Consider the following 16,905-nt stretch of genomic DNA (forward strand, 5'->3'; position numbering starts at 1 on the left):
CTAACCACCGCGCTGGCCCTGCCCAGTATCCCAGCCAACCGCCCGAGCTTGCTCGGGAGAGAACCAGGCGAGCCGCTCATGCAGCCCCACGACCCCGCCGACGATGATCAGGGTGGGGGGGCGGATGCAATCCCGTTCCAGAGACGCCGGCATGCTGGCCAGCGTACCGCAGTGAACGCGCTGCCGCGCCGTTGTCCCCTGTTCGATAAGGGCCAGCCGAGTGTCGCTGCTCAGACCATGTTGCATTAGCTGGTGGCGTATCTCGTCGAGACCTTGCAGGCCCATATAGAAGACCAGCGTCTGCCCCGGGCTTGCCAATGCTGCCCAATCGAGATCACAACTGCCGTTTTTCAAGTGCCCGGTAATCAAGCGCACCGATTGGGCATGGTCGCGGTGGGTCAGCGGAATACCCGCATAGGCCGCGCAGCCAGAAGCCGCCGTGATGCCGGGAATTACCTCCACCACGATGCCGGCCGCCACCAGCGCCTCGAGTTCCTCACCCCCTCTTCCGAAGATGAAGGGATCGCCACCCTTCAATCTGACGACACGCTTGCCGGCCTTCGCCCAGTCGACCAACGCCTGGTTGATCCCTTCCTGAGGAACACTGTGACGGGAGCGTGCCTTGCCGACATAGCGGCGCTCGGCATCGGGGGCGGCCAGCGCCAGGATCTCCGCACCGACCAGGCGGTCGTGGAGAATGACCTCGGCATCCTGGAGCCGACGCAGCGCTTTCAGCGTCAATAGCTCGGGATCGCCCGGGCCGGCACCGACCAGGCTGACGCGTCCCGTCGTGCTCTTCGCGGTTGCCTGCGTGGCGTAGCGATGCTCGACGGAGTTGTCAGCGCGGCCGTCAGCATTTGTCATATTCCATAAACCTCAATTTTCATTTACCGGATATGCCCTACAGTAAGCAAACGCGCCTCGAGACGCTATCCCGCGAGGTGGCAATCTGCCGCGATACCGATACGCCGGCGCCCTGGCAGCGGTTGCTTACAGGTCGATAATGACGTGAATATTGGTGACTGATCTGGTCAAAACTTAAGTACATGAATCGGTAGCCAAACCATAAGGCGAACTTTCTCCAGACGTTAAAGGCTGGTCTATGCTCTTAGTTAATCGGCGCACGCCAGGCGAGTACTGCGCAGTGACCCCGACAGCTCGGAAGCAATTGTCCAGTGGATCAGGAGGATTCCATGACCAGCAATCTTCGTATCAGCCCGATTTCACTTCCGGACAATCGTGCCCGACACATCATCGAGCAACTACTTGACGGCTCTGGAATCACTTTGAACGGCTCGGCATCTCACGATATCCAGGTATTTCATCCTGATCTGTTCTCGCGGGTATTGCGCCATGGGACGCTGGGTCTCGGCGAGGCCTACATGGACGGCTGGTGGGAATGCGAACGTATCGATCAGCTTGCCTGCCGGCTGATCCGCCATGGGCTGGGGGATCGGGCGCACCCGGCCTCCAAGCGGCTCTTGTACCGGTTGCAGTCCGGCCTTATCAACCTGCAGAGCCGGGCCAGGGCATATATTGTCGGCGAGGCCCACTATGATCTCGGCAATGACCTCTTCGAGGAAATGCTCGACCCCACCATGTGCTATTCCTGCGGCTATTGGAAACGAGCCGACACCCTGCATGACGCCCAGTTCCAGAAACTGGAACTGGCCTGTCGCAAGTTGCAGTTGACCCCCGGGATGCGTGTGCTCGACATCGGGTGTGGGTGGGGCAGTTTCGCTGATCATGCGGCTCGCCATCATGGTGTCGAGGTCACCGGCATCACGATTTCCCGGGAGCAGGCCGAGCTCGCGCGCCAGCGTTGCGCTGGGCTGCCAGTGGATATACGACTCGAGGATTACCGTGAACTTGAAGGTAGCTTCGACCGTATCGTCTCCATCGGCATGTTCGAGCATGTGGGCCATCGCAACTACGACACCTACTTTCGCACCGTCAAGCAACTGCTCACTCAAGAGGGCCTGTTTCTGCTGCACACCATCGGCTCCAACGTTTCCCGGATCAGGGCCGACCCGTGGATCCACCGCTACATCTTTCCCAATGGCGTGCTGCCCTCCGCCATGCATGTGGCAAGGGCCAGTGAAGGCCACCTGCTGATGGAAGACTGGCAGAACTTCGGTCCTGACTATGACCCCACGCTGATGGGCTGGCTCGCCAACCTTGATACTCATTGGCATAAGCTGGCCCACCGCTACAACGAACGCACGCGACGCATGTTCCGGTATTACCTGGCGATTTGTGCGGGCGCCTTCCGTTCACGTCATCTACAGCTCTGGCAGGTGGTGTACTCCCGCTACCGCCAGGGACGCTACGACGCCCCACGCTGAAGACCGCCATCGAGGTTCGAGCTTGTCCTGAAGTGCTTGGCGTGAGGTGCTTGTCGCGAGATGAGGCGCTTCTCCCTGGCCTACCTTGCGACCGATCCTATGGTGCGCGAGTTGGCGACCTTGGGTTGCCAGCTGTTTGGTGCCTCACCAATGTTATGCTCCCCTGCCTGATACCCGCAGAGCGATATACCTTCATGATCAAGCAGACGCTCGAACAGGTCTTCGGCTATTCCACGTTGCGTCCGGGCCAGCGCCCGGTGATCGATGCGGTAATCGCCGGACGGTCGGCGGCGGCAATCTTCCCGACAGGCTCGGGCAAGTCACTCTGCTACCAGCTGCCGGCGCTGCACTTGCCCCACCTCACGCTGGTCATTTCCCCGCTGCTGGCGTTGATGCAGGATCAACTGGCGTTTCTCGAGCGCCATGGCATTGCCGCCGCCAGCCTCGACTCCGGCCAGAGTCGCGAAGAGGCGGCGGCGGTGATGGAGGGCGTCAAGCGCGGCGAGATCCGCATCCTGATGGTCTCGGTGGAACGCCTCAAGAACGAACGCTTCCGCGCCTTCATCCGGCACGTGCCGATTTCGCTGATGGTTATCGACGAGGCGCACTGTATTTCCGAATGGGGGCATAACTTTCGCCCCGATTATCTCAAGCTCCCCGCCTACCGCCGCGACTTCGACATTCCCCAGGTGCTGCTTTTGACCGCCACGGCGACCCCGCGGGTCATCGAGGACATGCGCGAGCGTTTCGACATCTTGCCGGGCGATGTCACCGCCACCGGCTTCTATCGTCCCAATCTCGATCTCCAGGTGAGCCCCGTGGCCGCCACAGAGCGTCCCGCGCGGCTGGTCGAGTGGCTGCGACCGCGCCTGGACGCTACCCCAACACAACCCACCATTGTCTACGTGACCCTGCAACAGACGGCGGAACGTCTTGCCGCCTACCTGGCCGCGGCGGGACTGGGGGCAGTGGCCTATCATGCCGGACTCGACGGTGAGCGTCGCGAGGCGCTTCAGCGAGACTTCATGGCCGGCCGGCTACCCTGCATCGTCGCCACCATCGCCTTCGGCATGGGCATCGACAAGGCAGACATTCGCAACGTCGTTCATTTCGACCTGCCCAAGTCGGTGGAGAACTATAGCCAGGAGATCGGCCGCGCCGGTCGCGACGGCCTTCCCGCCTCCTGCCTGATGCTGGCAGGACGCGACCATCTCAACGTGCTCGAGAACTTCGTCTACGGTGACACGCCGGAACGCCATGGCATTCGCTACGTCGTCGACGACCTGATCGCCTCGTCGCAGGGAGGGGCCGAAAGCCAGTGGGAACTATTGCTCAATCGGCTCTCGCAGCAATGCAATATCCGCCCGCTGCCGCTCAAGACGCTGCTCGTGCAGCTGGAACTACGCGGCATCATCGCCCCGCGCTACAGTTTTTTCGCCGATTATCGCTTCAAGCTTCGCGATACAGCCGAGCACCTGGCCGAACGCTTTCAGGGCGAACGACGCGCCTTCGTGCAGGCGATCCTCGACGCCTCGCGTCGCGCACGTACCTGGTATGCGCTGGATTTCGCTGCCCTCGACGCCCTGGGCGCAGAGCGTGGCCTCGATACCCGTCGAGCACGGGTTCTCACCGCACTAGAGTATTTCGTCGACAAGGGTTGGCTGGAACTGGAAAGCAAGCAAATGACCGACGTCTATGCGATATGCCAGCCCGACATCGATGCCAACACGCTGACCGATGAGCTCTTGGGGTACTTTCGCCACAAGGAGCAAACGGAAGTCGAGCGGCTGCATGCCATGCTGGCCCTGTTCGAGAGCGACGATTGTCTCAGCCGGCGCCTGGCGGAATGGTTTGGCGACACCCGCGCGCCCGAGCAGTGTGGCCACTGCTCAACCTGCCGGGGCGAGGTGGCTCGCCTGCCCCCGGTAAGCCCGCCGGCGCCGCTGGAACATCAGAATCTCGTGGCGCTCTGCCGGCCCTTGCTAGAGCGGCTGACCGAGCATGACGCCGGCCTACCCGCCTCCGCGGACCTGCTTACCCGCTTCTTGTGTGGCATTTCGACCCCCCTTTTTACACCACTTAAGGCTCGCCGATTGCCCGGCTTTGCGACGCTTGAAGAATACCCCTATGCCGAGGTTCGACGGCGCCTCGCCGTGCACCTGGCCGGTTGATCGAACCCCGTCAGCCGCGACGACGACGCAACAGGGCGAGGGTAAGCCAGTGCACCGGCAGATAGATCACCAGCGGCCAGAGCAACATCAGCACGACCAGGTAGAGCAGCGGGTCCAACACCGACTGAGGCTGGCCGAAGGGCCCCTGGACCCAGTTGATGTTGCGTTCGGGATCGGTGTAGAGATAACTGGCGGGGATAACAACCCAGGTGAGTAGGCTCTGCCAGAGTAGAGCCCGGCGATCATAACCGATCCGCCAGATCGCGAACCCTGCCACCAGCGGCAGGATCAGGTGGTAGAGCGACATCCCCCTTGCCAGCGGGGGGTGCTCGGTATCGAACATGTATTCAGTGCCGCCGATGGGATGCCACCCGGTCAGCCAGGCCGTACCCACATCCAGCGTCCAGAGAGCGCCCACCAGGGCCACCGCCAGCCACTGCATGGAAACCAGCCCCCGGCTCTCGCTCCAGAGCCCCGCCAGGATCAGGAAGTTGGCCAGGTTGCATAGCCAGAAATAGTTTTGCGGGCCCAGCAGCACCCAGTAGGTCGGCGCCCAGACGACGACCCACAGGCTCAGGACCAGCTTGAGCCACAGCGGCAGTTCTTTATGCGGCAGAGATTTATCGGTTGTATAGCGCATCGCCCCCTCCCCGCCGATCTTGTGGCGCTTTACTACGTGTTTACTACATGCTTGACGATCACATCTCCCTGCACGACCTTTCTCTGCAGGACATCATGAGCCTGGTGCACCGGGCAGCCCATCGAGACGACAAGGAGAAATCATGAGCGAGCTTTCCCAACAGCAGTGCGAGGCCTGCCGCTCGGGCGCCCCCCGCGTGACCGAGGCAGAGATCGAGCAATACAAGCCCGAGATCCCCGAGTGGCAGATCATCGAGCGTGATGGCATCATGAAGCTTGAACGCACTTTCACTTTCAAGAATTTCGTGCAGGCGCTTGACTTCACCCAGCGCGTTGGCGAGCTCGCCGAGCAGGCCGACCATCACCCTGCAATACTGACCGAATATGGCAAGGCGACAGTGACCTGGTGGACACACAAGATCAACGGCCTGCACAAGAACGACTTCATTCTTGCCGCTAGAACCGACGAGGTAGCGAAATAAATGTTCGAGCAAATTGAGCGGGTGCCCGGGGATGCCATCCTCGGTCTTATCGAGGCCTTCAAGAAGGACACCAATCCGCAGAAGGTCGATCTAGGGGTCGGTGTGTATCGTGATGCCCAGGGCAACACGCCGGTGATGCGCGCCGTCAAGGAGGCCGAGGCCCTGCTGCTCAAGAACGAGACCACCAAGACCTATATCGGCTCGCATGGGGCACCGAGCTACGGCCAGGTAATCCTGCCCATGGTGCTCGGCGAGGGTTCAGCGGTGCTCGAAGCCGGCCGCGCCAGCGCCACACAGTCTCCCGGTGGTACCGGCGCCCTACGGCTGGCGGCGGACTTCATCGCCGGCCAGCTGCCCGGCAAGGACATCTGGGTCAGCGATCCGACCTGGCCGAATCATCTGGGCATCTTCCCCGCCGCCGGCCTCACGCTTCGCAAGTATCCCTATGTCGACGCCGATAACCGTCTCGACTTCGACGGCATGCTGGGCGCCATCAAGCAGATTCCCGAAGGCGACGTGGTGTTGCTGCATGCCTGCTGCCACAACCCGACCGGCTTCGACCTCACCCGTGAGCAATGGCAGCAAGTCCTAGAAGTGGTGCGCGAGCGTGGCCTGCTACCGTTGATCGACTTCGCCTATCAAGGGTTTGGCGAGGGGTTGGACGAGGATGCCTACGGGGTACGCCTGATGGCCGAGAACCTCGACGAGGTCATCATCACCAGCTCCTGCTCGAAGAACTTCGGTATCTATTGCGAACGCACCGGCTGCCTGATCATGGTGGCGAAAGACAACGAGCAGATGGAGAACGTGCGCTCTCAGATCGCCATCGTGGCGAGGGAGAACTACTCCAACCCCCCGGCCCATGGTGGCGCCATCGTCAGCGAGATCCTGCAGTCTGCCGAGCTCGCCGCCATCTGGCGTGAAGAACTCACCGAGATGCGTGACCGTATCAATTCCCTGCGTCGCGATTTCGTCGAGGCTCTCAAGCCCTACGGGCTCGATCAGAAATACGCTTGTGTGGCAGAACAGCGCGGCATGTTTTCCTATACCGGCCTGCAGCCTGAGCAGGTCGATCGCCTGCGCGATGAGTTTGGCATCTATATGGTGCGCTCGGGGCGTGCCAACGTGGCGGGCTTTTCTCATGAGAAGCTGCCCTACCTGGCCGAGGCCATCGCCGCGGTCAATTGAGTTGTAGACTATCCCCGATGAAAGAACGCCCGGGTCTTCATAAGGCCCGGGCGTTCTCGTTTGTGGCGCCACCTACCCGCTCGGTGTTAAGGGAAAGGGATCGCCCCTCCCGAGCCAAGCATGGGTTACTCAGCCCTGAACAGCGGCCTTAAATTATCGACAAGGTAACGGTCATCGAACTCCGCTTCGCCGACCAGCGCCTCGAGATTGGGTATTACCACGTCGTAGCGATCACGATGCACCAAGCCTTCACGGCTCAGGGTAGTAAAGGTGCGGCTGACATGTACCGAACTAAGCCCCAGCAGGTCGGCGAGAAGCTCCTGTGATAAAGGCAGACGCAGATTGCAACCGCTCCCGGTTCCGGTCTGTCTTAGCCGCTGGTGCATTTCAAGCAGAAAGTGCGCCATTTTCTTCCTGGCGCTGCGTCGCGCAATGTTCACCAGCCTTTCGGTCATCAGCACCTGCTGGCGACTGGCAATGGCGAACATCACGGCCGTCAGGGTAAGGGATTGTCGGAATAACGCCATGATCCTGTGATGAGGGAAACAACAGATAACCCCATCCTCGATCATTCGCACACCGGCCAGGCGCCTGGAAAACGCGAACTCCCTGAGACCGATAATATCCCCAGGCAGGAAGATCTCGAGGATCTGTCGTGAGCCATTTTCGAGGTATCGATAGGAGTAGGCCCAGCCGCTGCGAAGCGTACAGAAGTCCTCAGCCGCATCGTTTTCTTCCCAAAGGGCCTCCCCCGCCTTGACCTCAGTAGGATTTTCCTCGAGCTCGTCGAGCAGGGCTTTTTCTTCCTTCGTCAGGACGCAGTAATGGCTGAAGTGGTGAATGATACAACTGTCTTGATCTTCCACAATGGCCTTCCTCTGGTAAACCACAGACGTCACATTCGACTTGAGCCCACCATATACTGCCGAGAGGCCCGACTTTAGCATTTCTTGTTCAGTAAAAGAAAAATACAGTATTTCTCCCTACCATCGTGATTCCCGCCTGCCCCGCCCACCGCGGCTTGACGATTTTCGTGCTACAAACACCAGGCAACTGAAGACCTGCAGACGAAAAAAAGCCCGGCCTTTCGGCCGGGCTTGAACACCGCTTTCCTTAGCAGTTCTCAACGAGCGTCCCGCTCGGGCATCCCTTGATCCATGGGCATCCCTGCCCGGCATTCCCTTTAGAGCCACTCCCTTGCTCCATATGATCAGTGTCTCACTTGGCTAGCAGTGTTCTATTAACGCATGTTATGAAAACAAAAAAATAATTTAGGGTTATTTTAATCTATGTTAAACCGTGCTCGCCAGGTTGTCGAAGCCAGACTTTCGAAACGAAAACAACATTACACTTCATTCTCAAAGCAGTAGATTTTTAACAAATGATGCACCGTTTATTTCATAAAAAGAGGCATTTTTAACCCTAGCGACATCGACGAAGAATTATCGCAAATGCAGTTCGTTGTCACGATGGCTGCCAGCTACTTCAAGCCACTATCCTGCCTCTACTTTCTTGCCACTATTATCTTGTGGCTATTATTTTGTGACTACGGCGGGTCTACGCCGTGGGCTTGCCAGGATACGGCGTAAAAGTTGCCAGGCCGCGAGACCCGCCAGCAAGTTGCCTACCGCCGCCCCGATTGCCAGACCCACCAAACCCTTCGTCAGCCATGCCCCTGCCCACAGGCACGGGAGATAAAAGACGAACAATCGCGCCCCGGACATCAGCATGGCGCGCAGGGGCCAACCCAGCGCGTTACCCGCCGACACGACCAGCATACAAATACCCAATGCCGCATAACTCGGTAGCAGAAATCGAATCAACGTGGCCAGGTCATCTCGCACCTCGGGGTTGCCCGACAGTGCCAACGCGACCCAGGGAGACAAGATCGCCAAGAGGATGCCAAGCGACAGCTGCCAGACCACCACCACCTTGAGTGCCAATTGCAGTAGGCGGTTTATCTGATCCCAGTCGCCGGTACCATAACAACGACCCAGCCAAGGAGGCAGCGACATGGTCATGGCCAGCACCACCATGAGCGACAACGTCTCTAACCGACTGGCCAGTCCCCAGGCCGCTACCTGCGTCTCGCCCAGGGTCGCCACCACCGAGATCGCCAGCATGGCGGCCAAGGGCGGCATCAGTTGGCTGATCATGGCTGGGCCAGCAATACCGAAGAAGGCACCGGCCGAGTGGCGCATCTCACTAACCAGCCCGGTTCCCGATAGCCAATCGGTATGCCTCAAACGCCTGGCCAGCACTACCACCCCGGTGGAAAACGCCACTACCGTGGCCCAGGCCGCCCCCGGCAGCCCCATACCCTCCCAGGGGCCGACACCAAAGATCAACAAGGGATCCAGCGCCAGATTGATCAGGCTGGTGATCAGCATCATCTTGCCCGGCAGCCAGGTATCGCCATGCGCACGGAAGAGGCTATAGCCGAAATAGAGCACTGCTCCCAACCAGGCCGCCAGTAGTTGGGGCGCCCAATAGGCACGAATCAATCCCAGGCTCGTCGCATCGGCGCCGAGCTGAGTGAATATCCGCTCTTGAGCCAGCCAGAGACCTATCGCCAGCAGGGCTATGAGTGCCCCGCCAGCCAGCAATACGAGGCTTCCCAACCGGCGGGCACGCGCCTGTTCATTGGCTCCCAGGGCACGCGAGATCAAGGCGGCGATGGCGATCCCCAACCCCACCTGGATTCCGATGATCAGAAATGACAAGGGAAAGGTGAATGACTGCGCCGCCAACGGGGCGGTGCCCAGCCGGGCAATGAAGGCGCTGTCGACGAGTTGAAAACCAAGCAGCGCCAACACGCCGATGGTCATTGGCCAGGTCTGACGCCAGAGCGTCATTCCCAGCGAATCGTGGGATCCGGCTCGAGTCACGATGGCTCCAACCTCACTACAAAGGGAAAGACATGCTAAGCGAAACCGAGCGAAATCTCAGCTCGACAAACCTGATTGAGCCGGTACGACACCGACGATGAGACGCTCGATGGCATCTGCCGGCATGGGGCGGAAGAAATAGAACCCCTGGACCAGGTCGCAATCAATTTCACGAATCAGGGCGAGCTGCTCGATATTCTCCACCCCTTCCGCCACGACCTCGAGCCCCAGGCGATGCCCGATGAAGACGGACGCCTCCATGATCGCCCGGTCCTTGGGTTGCAAGGGCGCATCACGTACGAAACTTCGATCGATCTTGAGTGCTGTGACCGGAAAATATTTCAAATAGCTAAGTGAGGAATAGCCAGTACCGAAGTCATCGATCGCAATGCGAAATCCTTGATCGTAAAGCGAGCGCAGACCGTCGAGGATTCTTCCATCGGCTTCGATCAGCACATTCTCGGTGAGCTCGATACCAATGTGACGAGGCCCCAGGCGATAACGATCGAGACACGACTCGAAACGCTGAAACACGTCGAGCCGATTGATCTGCCGACCCGAGAAGTTGATATCGATACGCTCGATCGGCAGACCGGCATCCCGCCAATGGGCTCGCTGCCGGCAGGCTTCCTCCATCACCCAGTCACCGATGCGATGGATCAGATCGGAACGTTCGGCAACCGGAATGAACTCTGCAGGCGATACCGCTGGGCCGATTGCCGGCTCCCAACGCAACAATGCTTCGAGGTTTTCAATCCGGCCACTGATCGCCGATACCTGCGGCTGGTAGTGCAGACGAAACTCGCCCTCATCAAGGGCGCGTTCCAGCCGATCGACCAGTCGATGCTTTTTCAGCAGATCTTCATGAAGCTGTTGGTTAAAGAACAGGACACTACCACGACCATTGAGCTTGGCCCGATTCTTGGCTAGATCGGCATTGTGCATCAATTCCCGAGCCGACTCGCCGTTAGCGGGAAACAGGCTGATGCCCAGACATGCGGTCACCTTGCGCTTGTGGTTATCCAGCACGAAGGGCTCGCGTAATAATTCATGAACCTTTTTCACCAAGCGATTAATAGCTTCTCCTTCGTGCTTGCCGGGAAAGGCCAGCACGAACTCATCGCTGGAGACCCGCGAGAGCATATCGGTGGCTCGCTGCCCATTACGCAATCGACGCGCGAGGTCCACCAGCAATCGATCCCCCTGCTCATAGCCCAGCGCATCGTTGATCTCGACGAAGTGATCGATATCCAGATAAATCAGTACCAGGGACCGGTCGTGGCAACGGCATTCCTCCAGCGTTTCATCAAGGCGTTCCTCGAAAGTCTGACGGTTGGGCAGATGGGTCAGACGATCGAAGCGAGTGGCGAAATCCAGCTCTCGACGGGCCTGCTTCTGATCGGAGAGATCCACATCGATACAGAACATCAGCGGCTCGTCGGTGTGCTCGTTGAGCATCACGTGATGTGAGAAAACGGGCACCAGTTCGCCACTGCGATGGAGCAACTCCAGTTCATCGGCGGGTATTTCATGTCCTTCCCGCATCCAGGCGAGGTGGGCCTGAATGACGGGTTCGCGCATCGGCGGCGGAATGATCAGATCCTCCAGCGGACGTCCAAACGCTTCATCGGCCGTATAGCCGTAGAGACGGGCACTTGCCTCGTTCCAGTAGATGACGCGACGCTCCCGATCGTATCCCTGCACGGCCACCTTGGGCAGGCTTTCCAGCAACGCTCGAAAACGCTGCTCGCTTTCCAGATATTGGCGACGAACGAGCTCCACCTCACCGCGTATCGATCTCTCGAACGGGTGAAAGTGCTGAATACCGCCCCACCTCAGTAGCCCTTTCAACCACCTTCGGAGTTGAGAATCATGCCCGAGCATGGGGCTCCTCATCGCGCAGGAACGGCGCTGTCATCGACTTACCCTAGCCTCATCATTCATGGCGTCATTCATCCTACACGTATGGGTCCTTGATCTCCTACCTGTAACTTCACATTTCCGAATTGCCCATCCCCTTCTTTTTAACGCACGTAGCACCAGCTTTCAGTGCGAGTTTAGCATCGTCTTTTTTGACATTTAGTTTTATTCATTTTCATTTAATTAGTGTTGGCCGGGCCAAGGCTCGTCAACCCACGGGCAATGTCGCCCAAAATACAGGAGAAAGTGAACATGAAACTCGACAATCTCAAGCATGGCTTCGATGTCTCCACCATGCCGATGGACCCGCTGGCGGATTATTGGTCACCCGGAGTCACCGAGACTCTCGAAACCAGGCATTGGAGCCTGACAGATATCCGCAGCCGGATCGACCTGGAGGCCTGGCAGGGCTTCATTGGCGATCTTCCCCGTGACCCCTACGTTAACCAGCGCTGGAAGCGGATGTCCTGGTTGACGCTTAACGGACAAGGAGATGTCGAGGAAATGGGACACTGCCCGATGGCTCAGGGCGGCGCCTTCAATGATGCCGAGAGCATGGCGGATCGCCTGCGCTATTATGATCCCTTGACAGAGGAATTCCTCTCACGTCCTGACGTCAAGGCCTTCGTGCGCGCCTGGGCGCGGCTCTGGTCGCTCGCCCCTCAGGAGCCTATCCTGATGCAGATTACCGGCGTGCGTGGTGAGGGCCAGGTCGACCCCCTGCAGGGCCAGGGCATTCATGCCGATGGCTGCAAGGCGCTGAGTATCATGGTGGTGAACCGCGAAAACGTCTTGGGGGCAAAGAACCATCTGTACGCCGACAAGGCCGGGAGTCAGCCGCTGACCAGCACCACCATGGCAGCAGGTGATGTCCTTCACCTGCGTGACGACAAGGTGTATCACAGCGTGGAGGGAATCGAGCAGGAAGACCCGAATGCGCCGTTCGAGCGCTTCATTATCATCATCAACAGTCGCTTCGTGGATGCGTTCCAGAATCGCATCCTGCGTCGCCACTTTCCCGATGCGGTACTCAACGAGACCCGCTGACGGCTGAACCGGGAAAAGGAACTTCCCGGCACTTCCAACCCAACGACAATACCCCCCGGGCTTTCGCCCGGGGGTGTTCGTATCGCCCGCGTCTGATGCGTTCGTCGTTACTGACGGACGCCTTCAAAGGTCACGTAGAGTTCGAGTTCGTGCATCATTTCGGGAAAGTCGCCCATGTCGATACCGAAATCGGCCAGCGTCAACATGGTGGAACCCTCGAAGCCGGCACGATAGCCACCCCAGGGATCTTCACCCTCGCCCACCAGCGTCACCGGCATCTCGATCTCAACGGTCTCGCCGTGCAGCGTCAGGTCACCGGTCAGCACCCCTTCGTCGTCGCCGTTGGATTCGAAGCCGGTAGAGGCGAAGGTGGCCGTCGGATATTCGCCGGCATCCAGGAAATCATCGCTCAGGATGTGCTTGTCGCGTTCAGCGTGGTTGCTGTTGAGGCTCGCCACATCGACCTCGACATTGACCGATGTAGCATCCAGATCCTCGGGATCATAGCTGAAATCGCCGCTGAAGTTCTCGAAACTGCCCAGGATGTAAGAATATCCCAGATGACTGATCTTGAATTGCACGAAGGCGTGCTGCCCTTCGGTGTCGATGGTGTAATCCGCTGCCTGGGCCTGAGTCAGAGGAACGGAGGCAACCGCCAGGGTCGCTGCAATCACGGTTTTCTTGAACATCTATTAAGTCTCCTTAAGGGAATCTATCGGCCAAGCGGCATCTCAGCCACGGCGTGAACGGGTCGGATCAATCATACGCAACAGGACATCATTGCGATCGACCAGATGATGCTTGAGGGCCGCCAGGGTATGGCCCCCGGCCAGGATGATCAGCGCCAGCGCACTGTACCAATGGATAGTGCCTGCCAGTGTGGCCTGATTGGGCAGATCACTGATAAATGCCGGCGCCTGAAACCAGCCGAATACGTCGATACCTCGTCCGTCGGCGGTGGAAATAAGGTACCCACTGACCAGCGCCACCAGCATCAGCACATACAAGCCAATGTGCCCGATGTGTGCTGCGATGCGCTCGAGTCGAGGACCGCGGGCGACCGGGGCCGGTAACATGAGCCGCCAGATTACTCTCAGCAAGGTGGCGACAAGCAATAACACTCCGACCGAACGATGCCACCAGGGCGCAAGGTTATACCACTCGTCATAATACCCCAGATCCGTCATCCACCATCCCAGGGCGAACAGCCCGACGATTGCCAGGGCACTCAGCCAGTGCAGGGCGATGCTGACGAGCCCCCAGCCGGAGCGAGTATTGCGCCACATGTCGTTCGCCTCTTCGGTGATGTTATGTGCCGTTGGTAGTAGATGGCGTCCAGCATACCGTAGCGCAGCATTACCATCCGCTGAAAAAAGCCGAATGCACCGTTCGGAAAAAACGATGCCGCCCGCAACGGCAGTCGAGGCGGACGGCAAACAGATGGTTGCACACAGTCAAGGCCTCGAGCTCAGACCAGGGCGTCCAGCCCGCGCGCTAGATCTCCGCGGATGTCATTCATCGACTCCAGGCCCACCGATACACGGATCAGGTTCTCGCTGATGCCGGCAATGGCCTTCTGATCGTCGGAAAGCCGACCGTGGGTAGTGGTGCCCGGGTGGGTGATCGTCGACTTGACGTCACCCAGATTGCCGGTGATGGAGAGCATTTGCGTCGCATCGATCACCGACCAGGCTGCCTCGCGCTGCCCCTTGACCTCGAACCCCAGCACCGCACCGAATCCCTGCTGCTGGCGGGCTGCCAGGGCATGTTGCGGATGGTGCTCGAGTCCACTGAAGTGCACCCGCGTGACGGCGGGATGCTGATCGAGCCAGCGGGCCAGCGCCAAGGCATTGTCGCAGTGGGCGCGCATGCGCAGATTCAATGTCTCGAGCCCCTTGGTGAAGATCCAGGCGTTGAAAGGGCTCATGCACGGCCCGCAGGTGCGCACCACGCCGAACAGCTCCTCGAGCTCCTTGTCGCGACCCACGACCGCCCCGCCAATGGCGCGTCCCTGTCCATCCAGGTACTTAGTCGCCGAGTGAATCACCAAGTCCGCCCCCAGCGCCAGCGGCTTTTGCAGTGCCGGGGTCAGAAAGCAGTTGTCGATGGCCAGCAGGGCATCGTGTCGATGGGCAATCTCGGCCAGCGCCGCGATGTCGACGATCTCGGACAAGGGGTTGGAGGGAGTTTCGGCGAACAGCAGCTTGGTTGCCGGGGTAATCGCCGCCTCCCAGGCGTCGAGATTGGACAGCTCCACGTAGCGCGTGGTGATGCCAAGCTTGCCCAGATACTTGTCGAACAGGCTGACCGTGGAGCCGAACAACGAGCGTGAGGCCACGATCTCATCGCCGGCCTCAAGTAGCGCCAAGGCGGTGGAGAGAATCGCCGACATGCCGGAGCTGGTCGCCACACAGCGCTCACCGCCTTCCATCGCCGCAAGGCGCTGTTCGAACGTGCGCACCGTGGGATTGGTGAAGCGGGAGTAAATGTTGCCGGGCTCCTCGCCACCGAACTTGCGGGCGGCTTCTGCGGCACTGCCATAGACGAAGCTCGAGGTGGGAAAGATCGGCTCGCCGTGCTCCTGCTCATGGCTGCGCTGGTGACCGGCGCGGATCGCCAGCGTCTCCAGGTCCCAGTCAGCCTGCGGTGAATGCTCGTCGTGCATGATCGCCCCCTCAGTCGTCGAGTCCGTCTTCCTGATTGTGCATTCCTACCAGGGCATGGTCACCGGCACTCTGCTGCTGCTTTGCCATGTCGTTGCGCGACGCCTCGAGGTCACTGAGGTAGCGTGCATCGATATCGCCGGTGACGTAGTTGCCGTCGAACACCGAACAGTCGAAGGCTGTCAGTGCGGGATTAACCTCGCGGCAGGCGTCCTTGAGGTCATCGAGGTCTTGATAGAAGATCCGGTCGGCGCCGATCAGCTCGCCCACCTCGGCTTCGCTGCGCCCGTGGGCGATCAACTCGTCGGCCGCCGGCATGTCGATCCCGTAGACATTGGGGTAGCGTACCGGCGGCGCGGCAGACGCGAAGTAGACCTTGCGCGCCCCGGCCTCGCGCGCCATCTGGATGATCTGCTTGCAGGTCGTGCCGCGCACGATGGAATCGTCCACCAGCAGCACGTTCTTGTCCTTGAACTCGATGTCGATGGCGTTGAGCTTCTGGCGCACGGATTTCTTGCGCTGGGTCTGCCCCGGCATGATGAAGGTCCGGCCGATATAGCGGTTCTTCATGAAGCCCTCGCGATAGGTCACGCCCAGATGTTGGGCGAGTTCCAGCGCCGAGGTGCGCGAGGTGTCAGGGATGGGGATGACCACGTCGATGTCGTGCTCGGGCCAGTCGCTCTGGATGCGATCGCCCAGCTTGCGGCCCATCTGCATGCGCGTGCCGTAGACATAGGCACCGTCGAGGATGGAATCGGGACGCGACAGGTAGACGTGCTCGAAGATACAGGACGTCAGCTGCGGATGATCGGCACACTGTTGGGTGTGAATCTCGCCTTCCATGTCGACGAAAATGGCCTCGCCTGGGCCGAGGTCCCGATGCAGCTCGAAGCCGCCAACGTCCAGTGCCACCGACTCGGAGGCGATCATCACGTCCTGGCCGTTGACGTCCTCGCGGGTGCCAAACACCACGGGGCGAATGCCGTGCGGATCGCGAAAGGCCACCAGGCCGACCCCATTGATCATCGCCACTGCCGCGTAGCCACCCCGGCAGCGGCGATGAACCCGGCGCACTGCATCGAAGATGTCGCCGGGCTTGAGGTGCGGTCCCTGCTTGCCGAGCTCATGGGCGAAAACGTTGAGCAACACCTCGGAGTCGGAGCTGGTATTGATATGCCGCAGATCGGAGGAAAACAGCTCCTGCTTGAGCTGTTCGGAATTGGTCAGATTTCCATTGTGGGCCAGGCAGATGCCATAGGGGGAATTGACGTAGAAGGGCTGGGACTCGGCTTCGCTGGAGGAGCCTGCCGTCGGGTAGCGCACGTGACCGATGCCCAGGTTGCCCTTCAGGCGCGACATGTGACGAGTGTGAAAGACGTCCCGCACCAGGCCGTTGCTCTTGCGCAGCAGGAAGCGGCCTTCATGCCAGGTCATCATGCCAGCGGCGTCCTGTCCGCGATGCTGCAGCACCGTCAGGGCATCGTAGATACCTTGGTTAACCGCCTGCTTGGCCATCAGGCCAACGATTCCGCACATGTCATCTTTCCTCGCTTGCCTTGGTG

General features: G+C 59.8%; 14 protein-coding genes. 5 read left to right on the forward strand and 9 right to left on the reverse strand.

What is annotated here, in order from left to right; all coding sequences use genetic code 11:
• Window positions 1-864 carry a uroporphyrinogen-III C-methyltransferase gene (gene cobA / locus BM341_RS01545; protein ID WP_089792219.1) on the reverse strand — a complete coding sequence of 288 codons (864 nt, stop codon included), beginning with the start codon at window positions 862-864 and terminating at the stop codon, window positions 1-3.
• Window positions 865-1,193: 329 nt separating this feature from the next.
• Here cobA and cfa point away from each other — a divergent pair, with 329 nt between their 5' ends.
• Both cfa and BM341_RS01555 read left to right on the forward strand, forming a co-directional pair.
• Window positions 1,194-2,345, forward strand: coding sequence for a cyclopropane fatty acyl phospholipid synthase (gene cfa, locus BM341_RS01550; RefSeq protein WP_089792221.1), 1,152 nt, complete (start codon window positions 1,194-1,196; stop codon window positions 2,343-2,345).
• 194 nt (window positions 2,346-2,539) lie between these two features.
• Window positions 2,540-4,516, forward strand: a complete 1,977-nt coding sequence (locus tag BM341_RS01555) for a RecQ family ATP-dependent DNA helicase (protein ID WP_089792223.1) — start codon at window positions 2,540-2,542, stop codon at window positions 4,514-4,516.
• 10 nt (window positions 4,517-4,526) lie between these two features.
• Here the strand turns inward: BM341_RS01555 and BM341_RS01560 are convergent, their stop codons facing one another.
• A complete protein-coding gene (locus BM341_RS01560; protein WP_089792225.1) occupies window positions 4,527-5,156 on the reverse strand; it encodes a hypothetical protein in 630 nt (209 codons plus the stop codon).
• Window positions 5,157-5,298: 142 nt separating this feature from the next.
• On the opposite strand from BM341_RS01560, the gene BM341_RS01565 reads away from it, so the two are divergent.
• A complete protein-coding gene (locus BM341_RS01565) occupies window positions 5,299-5,637 on the forward strand; it encodes a 4a-hydroxytetrahydrobiopterin dehydratase (protein WP_089792227.1) in 339 nt (112 codons plus the stop codon).
• The gene (locus BM341_RS01570) at window positions 5,638-6,825 is read left to right on the forward strand and encodes an amino acid aminotransferase (protein WP_089792229.1); all 1,188 of its coding nucleotides are present in this window, start codon (window positions 5,638-5,640) and stop codon (window positions 6,823-6,825) included.
• Between the two features lie 125 nt (window positions 6,826-6,950).
• Here BM341_RS01570 and BM341_RS01575 read toward each other — a convergent pair whose 3' ends face one another.
• The 3 genes from BM341_RS01575 to BM341_RS01585 all read right to left on the reverse strand — a co-directional run bounded on the left by BM341_RS01575 (window position 6,951) and on the right by BM341_RS01585 (window position 11,597).
• Entirely contained in the window at window positions 6,951-7,691 is a 741-nt protein-coding gene (locus tag BM341_RS01575; RefSeq protein ID WP_089792681.1) for a Crp/Fnr family transcriptional regulator, read from the reverse strand.
• A 669-nt stretch (window positions 7,692-8,360) separates the two neighbouring features.
• On the reverse strand, window positions 8,361-9,680 hold the full coding sequence (locus tag BM341_RS01580) for an MATE family efflux transporter (protein WP_089792231.1): 1,320 nt from the start codon (window positions 9,678-9,680) through the stop codon (window positions 8,361-8,363).
• 90 nt (window positions 9,681-9,770) lie between these two features.
• Complete coding sequence (locus BM341_RS01585) at window positions 9,771-11,597, reverse strand: putative bifunctional diguanylate cyclase/phosphodiesterase (protein ID WP_089792233.1); 1,827 nt, start codon at window positions 11,595-11,597, stop codon at window positions 9,771-9,773.
• A 288-nt stretch (window positions 11,598-11,885) separates the two neighbouring features.
• Between BM341_RS01585 and BM341_RS01590 the strand changes: the two genes are divergently transcribed.
• Window positions 11,886-12,680 carry a 2OG-Fe dioxygenase family protein gene (locus BM341_RS01590; RefSeq protein ID WP_089792235.1) on the forward strand — a complete coding sequence of 265 codons (795 nt, stop codon included), beginning with the start codon at window positions 11,886-11,888 and terminating at the stop codon, window positions 12,678-12,680.
• Between the two features lie 107 nt (window positions 12,681-12,787).
• Here BM341_RS01590 and BM341_RS01595 read toward each other — a convergent pair whose 3' ends face one another.
• The 4 genes from BM341_RS01595 to purF all read right to left on the reverse strand — a co-directional run bounded on the left by BM341_RS01595 (window position 12,788) and on the right by purF (window position 16,879).
• Window positions 12,788-13,369 (reverse strand): YceI family protein, encoded by a 582-nt coding sequence (locus tag BM341_RS01595; RefSeq protein ID WP_089792237.1) that lies wholly within the window; start codon window positions 13,367-13,369, stop codon window positions 12,788-12,790.
• A gap of 42 nt (window positions 13,370-13,411) precedes the next feature.
• Window positions 13,412-13,966, reverse strand: coding sequence for a cytochrome b (locus BM341_RS01600; protein ID WP_089792239.1), 555 nt, complete (start codon window positions 13,964-13,966; stop codon window positions 13,412-13,414).
• Window positions 13,967-14,148: 182 nt separating this feature from the next.
• A complete protein-coding gene (locus BM341_RS01605; RefSeq protein ID WP_089792240.1) occupies window positions 14,149-15,345 on the reverse strand; it encodes an O-succinylhomoserine sulfhydrylase in 1,197 nt (398 codons plus the stop codon).
• Window positions 15,346-15,355: 10 nt separating this feature from the next.
• Window positions 15,356-16,879, reverse strand: a complete 1,524-nt coding sequence (purF, locus tag BM341_RS01610) for an amidophosphoribosyltransferase (RefSeq protein WP_089792242.1) — start codon at window positions 16,877-16,879, stop codon at window positions 15,356-15,358.
• Window positions 16,880-16,905 lie beyond the last annotated feature (26 nt).

Origin of the sequence: Halomonas korlensis (genome assembly GCF_900116705.1) — a bacterium.
Lineage (GTDB): Bacteria > Pseudomonadota > Gammaproteobacteria > Pseudomonadales > Halomonadaceae > Halomonas > Halomonas korlensis.